This window comes from Psychrobacter sp. PP-21, assembly GCF_033790785.1.
GTDB lineage: Bacteria > Pseudomonadota > Gammaproteobacteria > Pseudomonadales > Moraxellaceae > Psychrobacter.
Genome location: NZ_JAMYEB010000004.1, coordinates 1 through 19,005 on the forward strand (window position 1 = coordinate 1; position 19,005 = coordinate 19,005).

The 19,005-nt window shown below is 44.0% G+C and carries 19 protein-coding genes; 9 read left to right on the forward strand and 10 right to left on the reverse strand.

Annotated features, from left to right (window positions below):
- Window positions 1-268: 268 nt before the first annotated feature.
- The 3 genes from NJD71_RS05170 to NJD71_RS05180 all read right to left on the reverse strand — a co-directional run bounded on the left by NJD71_RS05170 (window position 269) and on the right by NJD71_RS05180 (window position 2,447).
- Complete coding sequence (locus NJD71_RS05170; protein ID WP_319050877.1) at window positions 269-706, reverse strand: thioredoxin domain-containing protein; 438 nt, start codon at window positions 704-706, stop codon at window positions 269-271.
- A 130-nt stretch (window positions 707-836) separates the two neighbouring features.
- Window positions 837-1,457 (reverse strand): class I SAM-dependent methyltransferase, encoded by a 621-nt coding sequence (locus NJD71_RS05175; protein WP_319050878.1) that lies wholly within the window; start codon window positions 1,455-1,457, stop codon window positions 837-839.
- Between the two features lie 117 nt (window positions 1,458-1,574).
- A complete protein-coding gene (locus tag NJD71_RS05180; protein ID WP_319050880.1) occupies window positions 1,575-2,447 on the reverse strand; it encodes an MBL fold metallo-hydrolase in 873 nt (290 codons plus the stop codon).
- A gap of 297 nt (window positions 2,448-2,744) precedes the next feature.
- Between NJD71_RS05180 and NJD71_RS05185 the strand changes: the two genes are divergently transcribed.
- The 6 genes from NJD71_RS05185 to NJD71_RS05210 all read left to right on the forward strand — a co-directional run bounded on the left by NJD71_RS05185 (window position 2,745) and on the right by NJD71_RS05210 (window position 8,014).
- On the forward strand, window positions 2,745-3,107 hold the full coding sequence (locus tag NJD71_RS05185; RefSeq protein ID WP_319050881.1) for a metalloregulator ArsR/SmtB family transcription factor: 363 nt from the start codon (window positions 2,745-2,747) through the stop codon (window positions 3,105-3,107).
- Window positions 3,108-3,161: 54 nt separating this feature from the next.
- Window positions 3,162-4,871 carry a SulP family inorganic anion transporter gene (locus tag NJD71_RS05190; protein ID WP_319050882.1) on the forward strand — a complete coding sequence of 570 codons (1,710 nt, stop codon included), beginning with the start codon at window positions 3,162-3,164 and terminating at the stop codon, window positions 4,869-4,871.
- A gap of 231 nt (window positions 4,872-5,102) precedes the next feature.
- Window positions 5,103-5,429 (forward strand): beta-lactamase hydrolase domain-containing protein, encoded by a 327-nt coding sequence (locus tag NJD71_RS05195; protein WP_319050883.1) that lies wholly within the window; start codon window positions 5,103-5,105, stop codon window positions 5,427-5,429.
- A 71-nt stretch (window positions 5,430-5,500) separates the two neighbouring features.
- Window positions 5,501-5,833 (forward strand): TIGR01244 family sulfur transferase, encoded by a 333-nt coding sequence (locus tag NJD71_RS05200; RefSeq protein ID WP_319050884.1) that lies wholly within the window; start codon window positions 5,501-5,503, stop codon window positions 5,831-5,833.
- Between the two features lie 399 nt (window positions 5,834-6,232).
- Window positions 6,233-7,090: a bile acid:sodium symporter family protein gene (locus NJD71_RS05205; protein WP_319050885.1), complete on the forward strand. Its 858-nt coding sequence runs from the start codon at window positions 6,233-6,235 to the stop codon at window positions 7,088-7,090.
- A 162-nt stretch (window positions 7,091-7,252) separates the two neighbouring features.
- Window positions 7,253-8,014, forward strand: coding sequence for a glutathione S-transferase family protein (locus NJD71_RS05210; protein WP_319050886.1), 762 nt, complete (start codon window positions 7,253-7,255; stop codon window positions 8,012-8,014).
- Between the two features lie 107 nt (window positions 8,015-8,121).
- Here NJD71_RS05210 and NJD71_RS05215 read toward each other — a convergent pair whose 3' ends face one another.
- On the reverse strand, window positions 8,122-9,570 hold the full coding sequence (locus NJD71_RS05215; RefSeq protein ID WP_319050887.1) for an alanine/glycine:cation symporter family protein: 1,449 nt from the start codon (window positions 9,568-9,570) through the stop codon (window positions 8,122-8,124).
- Window positions 9,571-9,862: 292 nt separating this feature from the next.
- Window positions 9,863-11,440, reverse strand: coding sequence for an alkyl hydroperoxide reductase subunit F (gene ahpF, locus NJD71_RS05220; RefSeq protein ID WP_319050888.1), 1,578 nt, complete (start codon window positions 11,438-11,440; stop codon window positions 9,863-9,865).
- Between the two features lie 360 nt (window positions 11,441-11,800).
- On the opposite strand from ahpF, the gene NJD71_RS05225 reads away from it, so the two are divergent.
- Complete coding sequence (locus tag NJD71_RS05225; RefSeq protein ID WP_319050889.1) at window positions 11,801-12,049, forward strand: YdcH family protein; 249 nt, start codon at window positions 11,801-11,803, stop codon at window positions 12,047-12,049.
- Window positions 12,050-12,236: 187 nt separating this feature from the next.
- Here the strand turns inward: NJD71_RS05225 and ahpC are convergent, their stop codons facing one another.
- A complete protein-coding gene (gene ahpC / locus NJD71_RS05230; protein WP_319050890.1) occupies window positions 12,237-12,803 on the reverse strand; it encodes an alkyl hydroperoxide reductase subunit C in 567 nt (188 codons plus the stop codon).
- A 267-nt stretch (window positions 12,804-13,070) separates the two neighbouring features.
- On the opposite strand from ahpC, the gene NJD71_RS05235 reads away from it, so the two are divergent.
- The gene (locus NJD71_RS05235; protein ID WP_319050891.1) at window positions 13,071-13,985 is read left to right on the forward strand and encodes a hydrogen peroxide-inducible genes activator; all 915 of its coding nucleotides are present in this window, start codon (window positions 13,071-13,073) and stop codon (window positions 13,983-13,985) included.
- Between the two features lie 39 nt (window positions 13,986-14,024).
- The gene (locus NJD71_RS05240) at window positions 14,025-14,696 is read left to right on the forward strand and encodes an HD domain-containing protein (protein ID WP_319050892.1); all 672 of its coding nucleotides are present in this window, start codon (window positions 14,025-14,027) and stop codon (window positions 14,694-14,696) included.
- On the opposite strand, the gene NJD71_RS05245 is transcribed toward NJD71_RS05240, so the two are convergent.
- From NJD71_RS05245 to NJD71_RS05260, 4 genes are all read right to left on the reverse strand, one after another.
- Window positions 14,674-15,276 carry a methyltransferase domain-containing protein gene (locus tag NJD71_RS05245; protein WP_319050893.1) on the reverse strand — a complete coding sequence of 201 codons (603 nt, stop codon included), beginning with the start codon at window positions 15,274-15,276 and terminating at the stop codon, window positions 14,674-14,676. The two genes, NJD71_RS05240 and NJD71_RS05245, sit on opposite strands and share 23 nt — an antisense overlap.
- 206 nt (window positions 15,277-15,482) lie before the next feature.
- Entirely contained in the window at window positions 15,483-16,109 is a 627-nt protein-coding gene (locus NJD71_RS05250) for a M48 family metallopeptidase (protein WP_319050894.1), read from the reverse strand.
- Between the two features lie 173 nt (window positions 16,110-16,282).
- A complete protein-coding gene (locus tag NJD71_RS05255) occupies window positions 16,283-17,839 on the reverse strand; it encodes a DUF1513 domain-containing protein (protein ID WP_319050895.1) in 1,557 nt (518 codons plus the stop codon).
- A gap of 3 nt (window positions 17,840-17,842) precedes the next feature.
- Window positions 17,843-18,994 (reverse strand): imelysin family protein, encoded by a 1,152-nt coding sequence (locus tag NJD71_RS05260; protein WP_319050896.1) that lies wholly within the window; start codon window positions 18,992-18,994, stop codon window positions 17,843-17,845.
- Window positions 18,995-19,005: the final 11 nt, after the last annotated feature.

Consider the following 19,005-nt stretch of genomic DNA (forward strand, 5'->3'; position numbering starts at 1 on the left):
AGGACTGGTTATATCACTACAATCACGAGCGCCCGAATATGGGCAATGGCGGCTTTACGCCAATACAGAAACTAAACCACGCAGCTTAATTCTATTTGATAAGTGTCTTATGGTTGGGATGATTACCACTTGAGCAAAAGCTGTCTACATGATTGAGATAGTACGTGACACAAGAAAAAAGCCAATACGCGATCCGCATATTGGCTTTTTTCTTGTTATCGCTTTTATGAGCACTGTCCTAATTTGACGCATACTGCTTTACTAAGCGCTACGCCTGCAAGCTTTGCACCCACTGCACTATTTGATAGCTTGGCAGTGCGCCTGATTGACGCGCAATCTCCTTGCCATGCCTAAAGGCCACCATCGTTGGCAGGCTGCGAATATTATAAGGAGCAGCAGCTTGCTCGTATTTATCCGTTTGCACTTTGGCAAAGACCACTTGCGGCAATTGACCAGCAGCCGCTTTGAATTCTGGTGCCATCATAATACATGGCTGGCACCAGCTCGCCCAAAAGTCTACGATGGTTAATACATCATTTTTTTGAATGACTTTACTGGTCGTTTGCGCGTTCAGCTCATGTGGACTGGCGGTCAATAATAGCTGGCTACATTTACCACATTTTGGTGCAGCACTTAGCCGTGCGGCAGGTACACGGTTGGTTGCTTGACACTGCGAGCATACTAAATGGAAACTTTGTTCGCTCATCGTCTGATTCCTATTTTAATTATTCCAATCACTTTGCTTTTTATAAGTTCGATATTGGCATTTATAACCCAAGCTCAACGCATAATCTACGCAGACAAATAATTTTAGCACAGTTCACTATTTTCCTTCTCTATGCTATTTGCTGTGCCACGCCGCTATAGACATAGCTCATCGGTCGTGGACCAGGCAAATACGCTTCGCTCAATTCATCAATAGTAAACCCACCTGCTCTGATCAATGCTGGGATATCACGGTCTAAGTGACAACCGCCTGCTATTGGTTTCCAAAAAGGCGTTAATCGATGCTGCCAACGCTCAACAGTCAGGTCTGGAGCTAGCCCATGCTCACAGAATAACAAGCGTCCATTAGGTTTTAGCACGCGTGCCATTTCTCGGAGTGCTGCTACTGGGTCATCAATACTGCACAGAGTAAAAGTCATCACAATAGTATCGAATTGATCAGTTTTGGCATGGATACCTTGTACATCGATGGCTATTATCTCAACTGGAATGTCAATGTTAGCCGCTCGCTCACGGGCAAGCGACTGCATTTGAGCCGCTGGATCGACACCGACAATAGCAAAGACTTTTTTGGCATCGTAAAATTGTAGATTCAGACCGCTACCAATGCCAATCTCCAACACCTCGCCGAACGCTTGCGGAACAATTTTGGAACGCGCTTTCATCACATTGCCTGTACTACAAGCGACATCTATCATTTTTGGTAGTATATAGCGCTCATATAGGTTCATTACTCTCTCCCTTTACCAACGCCTTTAGCGCTTATAATCATCTATACCAAACATAATATACCGTGGACAAAAGCGGATTCGTCTTGTTGCTAACGGTTACTCATGACCCTGTCTGGCTTACTCACCAAGCACATTAATCGGTACTTTCAAATAACGCGTACCGTTGTCTTCTGGCTCTGGAAAATGCCCTGCATCTATATTTACTTGTACTGCAGGAATGATCATGCGCGGCATATCCAAAGTCGCATCACGGCGCTCACGCATATCTACAAACTCTGCTTCGTTGATGCTGTCTTTGACATGGATATTTTCTAGTTTCTGGGCCGCAACAGTAGTCGTTGGACAATGCTGACGCCCCTTACTTGGATAATCATGACACAGATACATCACCGTATCTTCGGGAAGTGCCAAGAGCTTTTGGATAGAGTGATAAAGCGTTTTGGCATCACCGCCTGGGAAGTCACAGCGAGCAGTACCCACATCAGGCGCGAACAAGGTATCGCCAACAAAGACCACTGTTTTTTCTTTATCAGCAGCCATGTACGCCATATCGGCACGAGTATGACCGGGTACGTACAGTGCAGTAATAGTAATACTACCCAGCGCTAATGTCTGACCATCATCTGTCAAAATATCAAATTGACCAGCATCAGTACGGAAGCTGTTATCAAAATTAAATATTTGCTTAAATATTTTTTGTACTTCGGTAATATGCTGACCGATGACCAGCTCTCCGCCAAGACTTTCTTTGACATGAATTGCAGCGGATAGATGATCAGCATGGGCATGCGTCTCAATGATGTACTTGAGTGTCCAGCCATGCTCGCGGACGAATTCAATGACTTCATCAGCACTGCTGGTATTGGTCCTACCCGACTTTGCATCAAAGTTTAGGACTGGGTCGACAATGGCGCACAGTTGCTGCTCGACATCAGCAAGCACATGAGTATAGGTTTCTGTATCACTGTCTAAGAAAGAATGCACTTGCATGATTACCTCTTTACTTATCTATGGAGTGTTTTCGTTATAGGGCGTTTATTATCTTTAATTAACCCTTAAGTATGATATTGAGTCGTATATAATGCTTGTTTGAATTTACAACTTATCTGTTATCACCAATATAACAACTGCAATACACTTTATCAATTTATATAATGTAAATAATTATATCTTGATATGCGGCGTGATATCATTGATAATCAAACATATATTATTGAAAATAATACGGTAGTCACTACCCTATTATATAAGGAGCTCACTCTGGCTACTTCACCTGCAACAGCGGATATGTCTGCTCATAGCGCTAATGATGATATGTCATCTGATAACGCAGATTTTGCCTCTATTGATCTTGCCAAACAAATGCAACAAGCATCGATGCAAGCAAGTCAGTTGTTAAAATCACTCTCACACCCTGATCGACTGTTACTACTTTGTCAGTTGACTCAAGGCGAGTACTGTGTCGGTGAGCTTGAAGGTTTGGTCGGTGTTGGCCAGCCAAGCTTGTCGCAGCAGCTAGGCATCTTGCGTAAAGACCAGCTGGTAGCGACACGGCGCGAGGGCAAGCAGATTTACTATAGCATTGCAAGTGATGATGCCTTGGCTGTATTAGAGCTGCTTTATCAAAGATTTTGTGCCAAAGCGGAATAATGCCGTACTCGCCTAGCTGTCTTATGATGATTTTTATTTTGGTGATGTATTGATATGTCTTCTATCACTGGCCGTCTTATTCCTACTTGGCTGCGCCAATACCAGCTAACCGCATTGCCGACTGACCTTGTCGCAGGACTCGTGGTAGGCGTATTGGTGATACCGCAGAGCTTAGGCTACGCGGTACTTGCAGGGCTGCCGCCTGTGTATGGTCTGTATGCAGCGATCGTACCTGTAGTCGTCTACGCGTGGCTTGGCTCTAGCAACGTACAGGCTGTCGGACCTGTCGCTATTACCGCTATTATGACGGCGAGCGGTCTGCTACCTTACGCTGAGCAAGGCTCAGAACAGTATGCGCTGATGGCAAGTCTGCTGGCATTGATGGTAGGCGCACTACTGTGGATTGCTGGACGGTTAAAGCTTGGCTGGATCATGCAGTTTATTAGTCGTGGCGTTTCAGCAGGGTTTGTGAGCGGTGCTGCAGTACTGATCTTTGTCAGTCAACTCAAGTACCTGATGGCAATTCCCATCACTGGTAATAGCTTGGTTGGTTATTTATCTACCGTGCAGCGCTATGCCAGTCAATTGCATCCTTTGACTTTGGTTATTGGTGTTATTGCTTTTGCGCTCTTGGTGGCTAATCGCTACGCCAGTGAGTGGGTATGGCGAACGTGGCTATCGGCATCATATGCTAAGTGGGCAGAGCGTCTATTTCCACTCGTCTTACTTGGCATTGCTATCGTTCTGAGTATGATAATGCATTGGAGCGCACTGGGTGTTGCCACTATTGGACGTATCCCGCAAGGACTACCGAGCCTTACGTTGCCCCATGTGACAGACTTACAAGAAGCGCTCAAACTCTTGCCAACAGCAGGCTTGATGGCACTTATTATATTTGTGTCTAGCAGCTCAGTAGCCAGTACCTATGCACGCTTACGGGGCGAGCGGTTTGATGCCAATCGGGAGCTGACTGGTCTTGGTCTGGCCAATCTATCTGGCGGACTGTTTCAGAGTTTTGCTATTGCAGGCGGTTTCTCACGTACGGCTATCAATGCAGATTCAGGAGCGAAAACGCCGCTTGCCAGCCTAGTGACGGTACTGGTGATGATTGCTGCCCTGATAGCCTTTAGCAATGCACTTGCTCCGCTGCCCTACGCGCTACTGGGTGCCACTATTATGGCATCCATCATTGGGCTGATAGATATCACGACTCTGAAATCTGCTTGGCAGCGTGATCGCTTAGATGGCACCAGTTTTTTGGCAGCGTTCATTGGTGTACTGATATTTGGACTCAATACAGGTCTGGTCATTGGGCTGATGGTGTCGTTTGCGAGCCTTATATGGCAATCAAGTAAGCCGCATGTGGCTATCGTTGGACAGTTGGGTGGTAGCGGACACTTTCGTAATATCAATCGTCATGATGTGGTGACTTTTGATAATTTACTGATGCTACGTATCGATGAGAGTCTGTTCTTTGGTAATAGTGAGTCCGTACATCGTCGTATTCTAAATGCTATGCAGCAGTATCCAGCAGCACACGAGGTGGTGTTGATTATGGCGGCGGTCAACCATATCGACCTGACCGCGCAAGAAATGCTCAGTACTCTAAACCAAGAGCTTGCGCTACAAAATAAGCGCTTACATTTTAGCTTTATCAAAGGGCCTGTCATGGATGTTATTGGCCAAACGCCGCTGATTAGTGAATTATCAGGGCAGGTCTATCTGAGTACCTTAGATGCCGTCGATGCTTTGAAAAACATCTAATAGTAATATTATATGTGTGTCTTTTAGAGACTGGGTGGCCATCGCACAATATCGCTACGATAGAGCCTGTGTTATGCTATACCGACTATACAGAGCTCACAGTACACAGCTGACCATACACAGACAGCTGCTGGCTCACAGCTTTAGTCTCAACGAGACTGACTTGTCTTTTGATTGTCATGAACCATCCTTTAATACTATAACTATTCACAACAATAATTGACGCGACTTATGACCGACGACTTAACGATTTACAAGCAGATATATCCAAGCCAATGTATCAAAATTGCCGAGCTTGGCTACCGCTCAGTGCTCAATATACGTCCAGATGCTGAGATTGAGACACAGCCTGATAGCTGTGATTTGGCAACTGCGACCAAGGAAGCAAACCTAACTTATCATCATCTCCCCTTTGATGATGAACGCCTAAGTATGCTGACTGTAGAACAGTTTGCTGACTTTTATCACGCAATGCCGAAGCCTATATTGATGTTTTGCGGTACTGGGGCGCGTGCCAAACTACTGTATCAAAGCGCATTGATGCAAGGTCTGCTATAACCAACTTTATCACCCAACTGAATCATTAATATATTTATAAGATCAACCAAACCCATAAAAAAGGAGCTCCTATGAGCCATGAAGTTAGCTTTGCCGGACAGATCACCCCTGATCAAGTGCCTATGATTGCCGAGAACGGTTTTAAAACCATTATCAATAATCGTCCAGATGGTGAAGAGCCGGGTCAGCCTACCAGTGCAGAGATTGAAGCCGCGGCTAAAGAAGCGGGGCTCGCGTATAAAGAAGTATCATTCGCTGGTAGCGAGCTCAATCAAAACCATGTCGAAGAATTCGCTGATTTCTTTAACCAAGCTGAACAGCCAATGCTCATCTTTTGCCGTACGGGCAATCGCTCAACGGGTATCTATGAAGCTGCGAAACGTATGGATTTGCTAGATGACTAGAGCCATAAGAATGCTTAGGTGATTAAAATATTTAGCCCGCAAAACCTTGTGGGCTTTTTATTATGCTTAAAAACGCACTACACGCAGGCAGCGTAAGAGACCCTTGATACTATTTAAGAACCATCATAGTCACTACAAGTGGGTTACTAAGTAAGTGTAATAGAGCTATTATCATTCAGAGCACTTAATCTCTTTGAGTGATTAAGACAACTAAGTATGTCATTAGCATTAGAATCAGCTCTTTTATACTTAAATATCTATGTCACTCAATATCTGGACAATCAGTTGTTTAAAAACATGGAATGTGAGTAGCTGCATAGGGGGACAGTGCCCTCCCGCTACTATTGATTCTCAAAGAGCCATCTTTATATGGCACTTTAGTTTTACAAGGAATGTTTAATGAATAATACTGCGCTAGCATTACTCCCACTAGCACTTGCCTATATTATGTTTACCCTAGGAGCAGGGTTAAAACTTAGTGATTTTAAAATCATTGCTAAATATCCAAAAGCGTTCTTTGTCGGCTTGATCAATCAAGTTGTGCTGGTACCTTTGGTTGCATTAGCAGTCGTATTAGTGATGACGCCGCAGCCCGCCATTGCTTTTGGGATTATGCTTATTAGTTTTTGTCCAGGCGGCGTCACCAGCAATATGCTGACCTATTATGCCAAAGGCAATGTCGCACTCTCTATCGCATTGACAGGAGTGGTCAGCATATTGTCTGTGATTACGCTCCCTATTTTAATCACGTTGGCTTTCGATCATTTTATGCAAGATCAAGCGAACTCTATTAGCGCCATCAAGATTGGTCTAGTCATGTTCTTACTGACTACATTACCGGTGACGCTTGGTATGCTCGCTCGCTATAAATTTACTGATTTTATGGTACGGCGCAGCAGCCTTCTTAATGGTCTAGCTAGTGTATTTTTTGTATTGATTGTCTTTGCTGCTATTGCCTCTAACTGGCAATTACTACAGACACAGTTCACCCAAATTGGGTTAGAGCTGGTCTCTATGATTGCTATTTTATTTGCTATTAGTATCCTAATCTCTAGAGTCCTAAAGCTCAGCTGGTTTGATGCAAAAACCATCTCGATAGAGACCAGTATTCAGAACAGTACAACCGCCATTACTTTAGCGCCTATTATTATGGGTGTAAGCACCCTGCCAGTGATTGCCCTGCCCGCTGCCTTATATGGTGTACTGATGTATGTGGTTGCACTTCCTATCATTGCTTTGATTAAAAATAAAAACTGATGATAACGTACATAGAAAACACAGAGCGCTTATCTTAGTATTGGATGGGCTTTTTTTGAGATATCATTTAATGATGAAGATATCACTCAACTCAAGACTGGTTAATTTTTGATATTGAGCACATAATCAGAAGTCACTGTGATAGCTGAATAGGATTTAAGCATGCAAAAACCACTACTGATCATCGGTAATAAAAACTACTCGTCTTGGTCGCTACGGGCTTGGCTACTCTTAAAAGCATTTAACATCGATTTTGAGGAGCAGCTGATCGAGCTGTTTGATTCATCAGCACGTCCAGTATTGGAGGCGCACTCACCAACGGGAAAAGTTCCTATATTGGTCTATGGTGAGGGGGACAAACAAGTAACTGTCTGGGATACGCTGGCCATTGCAATACAGGTTAATGAGTATTTTACGGATATTGATATTTGGACGGGTGTCAATAAATCTAGCGCTAACACATACGATACTCAAAATAGAATAAACAGTGCTTATTGCCAGAGCATCATTGCTGAGATGCATTCAGGGTTGTCAGGTATACGTAATGAGATGCCGATGAATATCAGAGCAACTGCTAAGATACAACCGAGTGCTGATTGCCTAGCCGATATTGCTCGTATTGAGGGTATTTTTGCAGATTGTCTACAGGGACGTTCAGAGGACAGCTATTTGTTCGGACGCTTTACAGCAGCTGATGTGTTTTTTGCCCCGGTAGTGCTGCGACTACAAACCTATGCTGATGCGTCTAACATTGTCTTGCAGCCGCTTACTAAGCAGTACTGTCACACGATGATGAATCACCCAAATATAGTGACTTGGGTTCAGGCGGCCCTACAAGAGACGCGAATCATTGAAGAAGATGAAGCGGGTGAGATTGTCTCGTTATCAGGTATTTTGGCGAATAGCGAGCATATGAGCGAATAACCGTCATTTCGGGCATAATTTGAGCATAAATAGTATCCTGCACAAAAAAACCACTTTAGCTCAGCCAAAGTGGTTTTTACTTTCATAAGACATTAAGCGTATACGTACTACTGTTTTTGATCTAACGCTTCTTTTACCGCTTTTTTACCCCATGCACTCATATCGAGATCTAACTTTTCGTACTCTTGTGCATCGAATAACGGCTCTTTGACCCCTGATTTCAATTGACTTGCAAAATCATCAAGTAGACGCTTGGCTCGCGGAAATAGCATGATCAAGGCCAATAAGTTGGCTAGTGCTAGCACACCCATTAACGGATCAGCGAAGAAGAATACCGCGGTTGCCGTAGGGGCTACTGCACCCAAGAACAATATCGCAATCACGACAATTCGTAAAACCAAAGTCGCTTTTTTGATGTTTTTCTTAACCAAAAAGTTAATCGCGTTTTCGCCCATATAGTAGTTATACATAATAGAACTAAGTGCAAATAGCAGTAGCGATATGGTCAAAATATACTGTGCCCAATCCCCAAGCTGAGTCGTTAGCGCCTGCTGAGCAAGTACGATACCATCGACCTCGGCTCCTGGTTGATAGACGCCACTTAACAAAATCATAAATGCTGTGGCACTACACACAACTAACGTATCAATGAACACAGATAATGACTGTGAGATACCTTGACTTACAGGGTGCGTAGCATAAGCAGTAGCTGCAATATTAGGAGCAGAACCCAAACCGGCTTCATTAGAGAACAACCCGCGCTTCATACCCTGTTCAATAGCTACACCGATACCACCGCCCACGACAGATTCAATACCAAACGCATTTTTGACAATCATTACCATCAATGCAGGTATCTCTGTGAAGTTGAGCGCAATAATAATAAGCGCCATCCCAAGATAGATCAGTGCCATTACTGGAATGACGACGTCGGCTACTTTTGCAATGCGCTGGATACCGCCAAAGACAATGAACCCACCTGCAATGACCAGTACTACCCCTGACATCCAGCGTTCAATTCCAAAACTCTCAAGCGCAGAACCTGCCACCGTGTTGCCTTGGAATGCCACAAAACCGATAGAGAAAGACAGTAGTAGAGAAACAGCATAAATAACAGCAAGCCAGCGGTAGTCTTTACCTAAACCATGTAGGATATAGGTTGCAGGGCCGCCACGAAAGTTACCATCATTGTCTCTACGCTTGTAAAGCTGAGCCAAACTACACTCAACAATACTGGTCATCATTCCAATGAGTGCGACAACCCACATCCAGAAAACCGCACCGGGGCCACCTAACGAGATTGCAACCGCAACACCAGCAATGTTACCACCGCCCACACGTCCACCGATAGAAACGAGCAACGCCTGACGGGCAGAAATCCCATCTTCTCCTACTTCATCCGTTTTAAACACACGGAACATACGTTTGAAATATCTAAACTGGGCGAACCTGCCCACGATAGTGAATAATAAACCAAAAATAACCAACATAGGCACAAGTGCCCAGCCCCATGTTAGATCCCCGATTAGGGCAAAAAAAGCTTCAATATATTCCATGCCTACTTTCCTTATAGTTCATGATGCTTTGAAAGATTCTATTGAGCTCATTATTGCATCAACAACGCGAATTTGTAATGCGAATGACAAATTTGTAACGTAAATGTTGATATTTCTAGGAATAACTACTTTATTAGCGCATTCAAACGGCTATTTTCTACTTATTAAACTCTCCTTTGTAGAGAACGGTTTATACAACGCCATAAAAAAAGCCACCTCAAACAAGGTGGCTTTTTATTTTTAATTAACAATTTAATAATCTACTACATGATCCGCTTACTGCATAACCCGCTTATTGCATGACTAAGTATTCAAACGCTGACAACGCAGCTTTACTACCTTCGCCCATCGCGATATTGATCTGCTTGAACGGTACGGTCGTGACGTCACCACAAGCAAAGATACCTTTACGATCTGTATGGCAGCGCTCATCAATTTCAATCTCGCCAAAACGGTTTAAATCAACAAAACCTTTGATGAACCCGGTATTTGGTACTAGACCGATCTGTACAAATACCCCTGATAAGTCACGCTCATGGGTCTCACCTGTGCTACGGTCTTGATACACAATAGAGGATACTTTACCATCAGTTGCTTTGATTTCTTGAGTCGCGGCGCCTGTAATGAATTCAATATTGGCTTTTTCTTTAGCTTTATTAATCAATACTTGATCAGCTTTTAATTCATCAGCAAACTCCAGTACAGTGACGTGTTTGACGATACCTGCCAGATCTAGTGCTGCTTCAACGCCTGAGTTACCACCACCGATAACTGAGATGTCCTTACCCTTGAAGAATGGGCCATCACAGTGAGCACAGAACGCCACGCCCTTACCGATGTTTTCTTCCTCACCTGGTACGCCAAGTTTGCGCCACTGGGCACCTGTTGCCAAGATAATACTACGCGTCTCAAAGGTCTCACCAGTGTTTAGATTGATACTATAGTTCTCTTCTTCGGTCTCGCCGATGTCTTTTACACTAACATGCTCTTTTAGCGTGATATTGTACTCGGCCAAGTGTTTGACGAAATTACCGGACAGGTCGGTACCGTTGGTCAAGGGTACAGAGATTAGGTTTTCGATATCTTGCGTGTCTTTAACCTGACCGCCGATACGGTCAGCAACCATCGTCACTTTTAGACCTTTACGAGCAGTATAAATGGCAGCCGCTACACCTGCAGGACCCGCACCGATGATAGTGACGTCTTGCTGCTCTAATTGCTCAGCATCATCTTCTACCTCTGACAACAAGTCAGGGAACTGCTCTTGTAACTTACCGATTAGTTTTGCAGTATCTATTAGACCATTAGCAAATGGCTTGCCATTCAAGAATACCGCTGGTACGCCTTGGATCTTGTTTGCGTCTACTTGTTCTTGGAACAGTGCGCCATCGATCATCTCATTGCTGATGCCGTCATTCAATAGCGCAAACTGGTTCAATGCCTGAACGACTTCTGGACAGCTATGGCATGACAACGACACATAGGTCTGGAACTGTAATGGCTTGTTGAAGCGCTTAACCAGCTTTTGAATACCTTCATCCAGTTTTAGAGTGTGACCACCCGCTTGCAATATTGCAAGAATCAGTGAGGTAAACTCATGACCACCTGGAATACCGCTAAATACGATACCAGTATCTTCTGACGCACCATCTACATGACTGACTACCTTAAAGCTGATTGCGCTTGGTAAGCTATCATCAGTTGATTCTGCACTGAAATTGATTTTGTCAGTGGTACCAGCAATTTTAGTCAAAAAATCGATCAGTTCTGCGCGCTTACTATGCTCACCATTACCCAGTACAAAGGTAATCGGACGTGTCATGTTTTCACTATAGCTCTTAACGGCATCTAATAAATTTTGGTCTATCATGTTTGTTCCTCATTATGACTGAATATGTAACGGCAACTGTCATGCTGCACGTCTATACATAAAATTCTAAAATTAATAATTCTATATAAAATGTTGTATCTATCGGGTTATTGCCCTTGAATGTCCCTATTATCATGCGTTTGAGTAAATTCAGCAAGCTGAGAAACTCAAATATCAAGTTTTATAAAACCAATCATAAATAGTTTTATTGTATTAAATATAAATACACTGGTAGATAATAGTCATGGTGTCTGTCTGGTTTTTTCGCTACAATCGAGAATAGTTCTTAAGTTAAGCCGTTTTTTAAAACAATTCGCGACTATGTGTAGCAAGGTTGCGTTTAATGACAAGGATGAACACATGAGAAAAACAGACACGCTCCACGACAACAGAGAGATCATCGCCGAGCTCAAACTCAAAGACAGTCATTTTGCGAGTATTTTTGAGGAGCATACTCAGCTTGATCAAAAAATTAACTACCTTGAAAAAGACCTAGTAAAGCATGCTAGCCGCGAAGAAGAAATAGAACAAATGAAGCGCCATAAACTACACCTTAAAGATGAGATCTATAAGATTATCGATAAGAATAAAGAAGACTCTCCTATTTAGTAGTATGTTTACTGTCAATCTATACAGATTCTGTAGACTAGTGGAAATGTCATCAATAAATTAAGCTTTAACTCATATAAAAAAAGACCCCATCAACATACGTTAATGGGGTCTTTATATATAGCACTGATTCAAACTAACAGCGTAAGATTCAGTGCTACTGTTATCTAAGTGATGAAATAATTACTTAGATTTTACCAACTAGGTCAAGACTTGGCTTCAATGTATCGCCACCTTGTTCCCAAGCTGCTGGGCATACTTCACCGTCGTTTTCACGAACGTACTGTGCTGCTTTTACTTTGCGTAGCATATCTTTTGCACTACGGCCGATGCCACCTGCATGGATTTCAGCAACTTGAATCAAGCCATCAGGATCTACTAAGAACGTACCACGTTCAGCAAGACCAGCTTCTTCAATCATAACATTAAAGCCGCGAGTGATCTTACCAGTAGGATCGCCGATCATTGGGTATTGTACTTTGCCGATAGCATCTGAAGAATCATGCCATGCTTTGTGCGTGAAATGCGTGTCAGTTGATACTGAATATACTTCAACACCAAGACCTTTTAGCTCTTCGTAATGACCTGCCATGTCTTCAAGTTCAGTTGGGCAAACAAACGTGAAATCAGCTGGGTAGAATAAGAAAATTGCCCAGTTGCCTTTTACATCTTCTGAAGTAACAGTTTTGAACTCACCGTTTACGTATGCATCTGCTGAAAATTCTGGGATTTCTTGATTGATGATAGACGCCATGGTTGGCTCCTCTATAATTAATTAAATTAAAAGTTGTTTGTATGGTTTTTCGACTAACCCTTTATCTTTCTGGGCTACCCGACAAACTATACGCGAATTCTATGGTTAATCTAGTTAAAAGTTTTTAATGTGATGTTTTGTTTTATTAAACTTGTTAAACTATTATCTCTAGAGCTTATCATTGGTTCGAAATTGGTAATTTGCTACCCCATAAAGGTTGACGACACATAATAAATTGCATGAAAAACCCACTAAAAGAGAGGTTTTATGATTACTTTACGACAACTTGAGTTTGCTTTGGCTGTAGCCAAACATCGCCACTTCAAACGTGCTGCTGAAGACTGCAATATTTCACAGTCTGCGCTGAGCTTAGGTATTGCAGAATTAGAGAAACAGCTGGATACTCAGATTTTTGAGCGTAATAATAAACAAGTGCTGATCACGCCTATCGGGCAAGATATCCTTACGCGCGCACAACGCGTGTTTTCTGAAGTGAGTGACTTGACCACGCGTGCGCAAAGTCACCAGACGCCACTTGCCTATCCTATGACGGTCGGTATCATCCCAACGATTGCGCCTTATTTGCTACCAAAGGTATTGCCTGCGCTACGTGCTCAATATCCAGAGTTTCGTATGACGATCGTTGAGCAACAGACCGAGCGCTTGCTTGAACAAGTCCGTTATGGTCATATTGATACCGCTATTATTGCACTACCTTATGCGGTCGATGGTCTGCACAGTTTTGAGTTCTGGAGTGAAGATTTCTTTGCTGTATTCCCAAAAGATGACATACATGCCAAACTCGAAACCATCAACGCTGATGAGCTGGCCACTGCCAACCTTATGCTACTTGGTGAAGGGCACTGTTTGACCGATCAGACACTATCGGTCTGTCATTTCGACCGCTCGCAAATGAAATCGAGCTTTTCGGATGCCAGCTTAAACACCCTAATTCAAATGGCGCTTGCCAATATGGGCACAACGCTAGTACCTGAAATGGCATTGGATCAGCTGCACCTGCAAAATCAAAACGCGGTTGCAGTACCATTGGCTGAAGATGGACCACACCGCCGTATTGCTTTTGTCACTCGCTTGAATTATGCGCGTGTCGATGATGTGAGCTTGCTTGGGGACGTCTTTAACAAAGCATTTAAAGATGCCGTGGCTAACGACGAAGACTAGTTGCACCACATTTAGCATAGCAATAGTGAACAGTGATAGATGGCTGACTTTTTATATAGGCATGATGATCTTGGTAAATGCTTTGCACAGCACTTATCATCCATCGGTAACAATATCTTGCCGCAGCAGATAGAGTTGCTGTGGCAAGATATCGCTGTACGCTATACTGAGCCACAGCGCGCTTATCATACGCTTGATCATATCGAGCAATTAATAATGCAGCTTAAAAATATCAAACCCTCTCTATCTGAGCCAAATACGATAGTGCTGGCATTGTACTATCATGACATTGTGTATGATCCAAAACACTCCGACAATGAACAAAAAAGTGCTGAATATGCGGTAGATGCGTTGAGCCCCTACTTGAGTTCAACGCAATGCCAAGATATCTACGCACTTATTATGATAACTGCTGATCATCAAATAGATGAATCTATAAACAGTGTTAAATACAACGACGCAGCCTATCTGTTAGACATGGATTTGAGTATTTTGGGTATATCTTGGCCCCTATACGAGCAGTATACACAAGCAGTACGTCAAGAGTATGCTCATGTGACAGATGTGGATTATCGTCATGGTCGCACTGCAATATTACAAGGATTACTAGCCCATCCAAGACTGTATTTGACTGACTACTATTACGAGCGACTAGAAGCACAAGCTCGGCACAACATCGAACGTGAGATTATTTTGCTCGCAGCTTTATAAACAGCTCGCTACCCTGCCGTGCAGGATGAGAGTTATAGCTCGTCTCCATAATATCAATGTCAAAATCAGTTTGGAAACGCTGCTGATATTCTTCCTTAGTACCACCAAATGGTGGCTCTTCTCGTCCAAAGTCTGTATCAAATAACAAACCCACCAGTTTGCCTTGAGGCTTTAGTAGTCTTGCCATCTGCTGCACGTACTCATCACGGCGCGCGGGATTAATCGCACAAAAAAACGTCTGTTCCAATATCCAATCAAATTGATATTGCTGCTCTGACAAACTAAAGAAATCTGCACAGATCAAATGCTCAGAGGGAAAATCAGGATAACGCGCTGCAAACGCTTCAATCGGTGCTGGCGCAAAATCAACCAGCGTGACATTGGTAAATCCTTGCTCATATAGATAGCCTACTTCATAGGCATTACCTGCACCTGCTACCAACACTGCTTGGTTTTTGGCGCTGTCAGGTAGCTGGTCAATATAAGCTTTGAGTGGTGGCGATACCTGTCCCATATCCCAGCCGATGCTATTTTTTTCATAGCGCTGCTGCCAAAATTCTGCCTGATTGACATTTTCCATGTGACATCCCTGTATAGTTCTATTTAAACGACACGATTTATACCGTTATGTCTTATCATAACAGGCTTATGAAGGCGTGTCCTTATGTCAATCATGCCAGTAAAACTCAGTCCGAGTTATCTATCTTTGATACAAAAGAAAGATGCGTAGGCAAAAACTGCTATGAAGGCACTGATTTAGATAGCGAAAATCGCAGGCTATTGAACTCAATCCAACTGACCCGTCTTGCCTGCCAGCAGACTGTGCCACTGCTGATAATCCGGCATTGCCGCCTCAACGGTTTGCCAAAACGCGCGACTATGATTGGCATGATGCAAATGACAGAGCTCATGAACGATAACATACTCGGTGCATTCGATAGGATAAGCAGGAAGATAGACCGAGAGCCAGATGCGGCGGGCGCGAGTATTACAGCTACCCCAGCGCGTGTGCATTTTCTTTAATCGTACCTCATTGGCATAAGCGCCGACGATGGGCTGCCACTTCTCAAATAGCGAAGGCATGATATTGGAGAGCTGCTGTCGATAGTAAGCCATTGTTTCATCATGGCTCAACGTCAATGCTTGTACTTTGCCCCATAGATAGATGGGCTGATCAGCATCTGAGGAATCTACCGAAGCGCTGGGTTTGCGATGGTGTTGCGCCAGTACTTGCGGGTGATGAGCAATCGCCCAAGACACTCGTCTGGCTACAGCATACAGTGTTTGCGAGGCAGTGATACGCAGTGGTACAGAGACCATTAATAAATAAGGCTTTAAGCGAAAGTTGATATTTTTGACACGTTTTTTACTGATGCGCAGCTCGATACCTGCCCGTGCGAGCTGCTGTCTCACAGTATCTAAACTGATATTTGAGCTGATGCGCTGTCTCCTTTTTATATGGTCATAGCAGCTATAAGCTGCATCGCTGACGTCACGGACGCAAAAGTTATAGATGTAAAAGCTATGGACATAACCGTGTGAATCATTGCTCCTGACTACTGGTGCGCTTATAACATTTACGAAATCTACAACGCTTGCAAATGGTTGTCAAAAGACATCATATGCAATTTACTGTCCTTTATAATACGCTCACGGTGCTCAGTAACTTTCGTCTCTGACTTTGTTTCTGACACAGTCGTGACTCTCAATGCCGTTAATTGTCCTTGACCGTCACTGACGATAAATCCTGAATCCATAGGATCACTGGCTCTGTGAGTTGATATATTGGAGTCAGCTAGCACTGACGCCCCTGCGCAATCTGGTAGGTTTACATCATCAATCAACTCTCGAGTATGCAAGTCATAAATCGCTGCACAGCCACCAATTGGTGTGGTCACACAAAGCAAATTACGCTCGCTATCGACGGCTACGCTCGCTATATATTGATGAAAACGTTGCCATTGATTGTTTGGCATGGTCAATGGTGTGAAATGGCTATCACCGCGCTTGTGGGTCAATACCAATGGTACATTGATATGCTTTTCACCTTGGAACTGAATACCGATCATCACTGAGCCATCCTTGTGCATCGCTAAATGACGCACACTCATCTGGTTATGTTCAGGAGTCACTTGCTCAATTAATGACCCGTCATGACGGTTTAGATAAGTTAGCGAGGGTCGCATGCTATCTAGATTTAACTCTTCACGTGAGGCTTGCTCGGTCTTGATACCACCATTTGCGATCACTAATGTATCACCATCTGGGTGCATAATCAGCTCGTGCGGGCCGATACCATGCGAGTCAAACTCTGCTATTTTTTTATAAGCATTATTGGCATCGTAGATACCGATTTTGCCTACCAAGCTGACAGTGTCATTTTCAGTCACATAGAGCAAATTACCATCTAAACTATAGCAAGCATGACCATAAAAATGGCGGTTTACGTCAGCTTTGATCGCCTGCTGTACCTGTCCATTTGCTGTACTCAGCACCCAGAATTTTTCGCTAGGGCGACGACCCATTACGACAACGTGCCGACCTTGGTGGTCATTGCTATGTTGGGCTTGATCTTCAGGTACATTGACGGATACAGGTTGAACGACGATGTCATGAACACGTTCAGGCATAGTGGTCTGCCACACCATTTGCCTATCAGCATCAATACCCACCACACCAAAATCATGCTCGTTTTGGTTCAGTGATGTGTGGTTTTTTGGCATGGATGCAACACCGCTAACCCAGCTAACTGGTCGTGCTAGCAACGTCGTCGTATGCATATCAGCAAAACTGGAGGCATCATACTGATCAGCATTATCTATAGTATGATGATAAGCCTGCCGCCATGTCGCCGCCCCTTGCTGACAAGCATAGCGCAAGCGCGTGAGCATTGGTGTTGTCTCATCAGCCGATTGCGATACCCGTAACTGCGTGCGGAGACCTGTCATATAATCTTGCAGGCTAGCATTGGGGTCTTGCTGCTTGCGGTATCGATGGTGTAGCCCAACAAGTGCTGTCGTGCCAACTATAGACAGCACGGACGTCGTCAGTAACTCATGGCTTGCTGATCTTGCTCCTGACTTATATGCTTGATCGCGCACTTTGGGCATTAACGCTATTGTGTTCCTATTAATAGTAGACATTGTCTAATCGCCATCAGTGCTATTGAATCCCACACGGATACCAAGTGCTGGGATTAACTCGCGTTTGATTAGGCGAGTGATGGTGGTCAGATGATCATAGAGCGCCTGCTGGTCATCTTTATCTGCCGCTGATATGTCTTCTGGCATCTGTGCTAGTAGTGTCGTCGCTTCGGCAAGCGCAGTCGATAGGTTATCAGCAACTGTATTTCCATCATTACTACCAAGAATCGCTGTCAATACGGGGTCAGTCATGGCTTTATTAATCGCATCTAGTTTTGCATTGATAATAGCGCGGCTTTGACCCGCGGTAGCAGCTGGCAGGTGACCTTTTGCTTTGCCCGTCAGACCCAGTGGCTGATCGATCGCATTGGACTTCATCGTTTCAATCAATGACAGTAAAGAGTTAAACCATTGGTTTAAACCTTGGTCGCTCTCCCCTGTCTTATCTATTGCCAATAAGTTAGTCGCGTTCTGCTGCCAATTGTCCTCGATGGCTTTTAGACGTGTGCTCAGAGCACTACTGGCACTGATCACATAAGCACATTGACCAGCATCCAAACTCTCATTGGCAAACAAAGCTTCTTCTAATCCTGGTACACCCTGCACAATCGCACTCTCACCGGTGAGCTGCTCTGGCGTTAGCTTTGGATTAGCAGCGATTAGGTCGGCGACACCGCTATGCACCAGACCGCGCTCGTCGGGATAGTAATTGATATATAAGTTACTCATACTGGCAGTAGCGGGACCAAAGTTGACCATTTCAGCGCTTGACCATGCTTGTGCTAGTACCAGCCACTGCTCGCGCAATGCTTGCAACTCATCGCCACTTACTGGTGATTGTTGACAGTATTTCTGCGCCAATTCATTTAACAGATCGCTTTGTTTTGCTGCATCGGCATATGCTGGAATCACGATATCCTCTGCCACATGCGTCAAATATGTCTTTTGGGTCTCAGGACTGATATCTACAGCAACGATCTGCTCAGCAGCTTCATTACTGCTTTTTGCTGAGTTATTAGCAGCGCTATTCTCTTGCACAACTTCTTGGCTGTCCACTTCTGCCGCTTGATTTTCGTCGGCAGGTTTGACACAGCTGATTAGCAGTCCAGCACTTAATGCAGATAGTGCCATTGCCAAAGCGTGGTTCATTTTCATAGGGTTCTCGG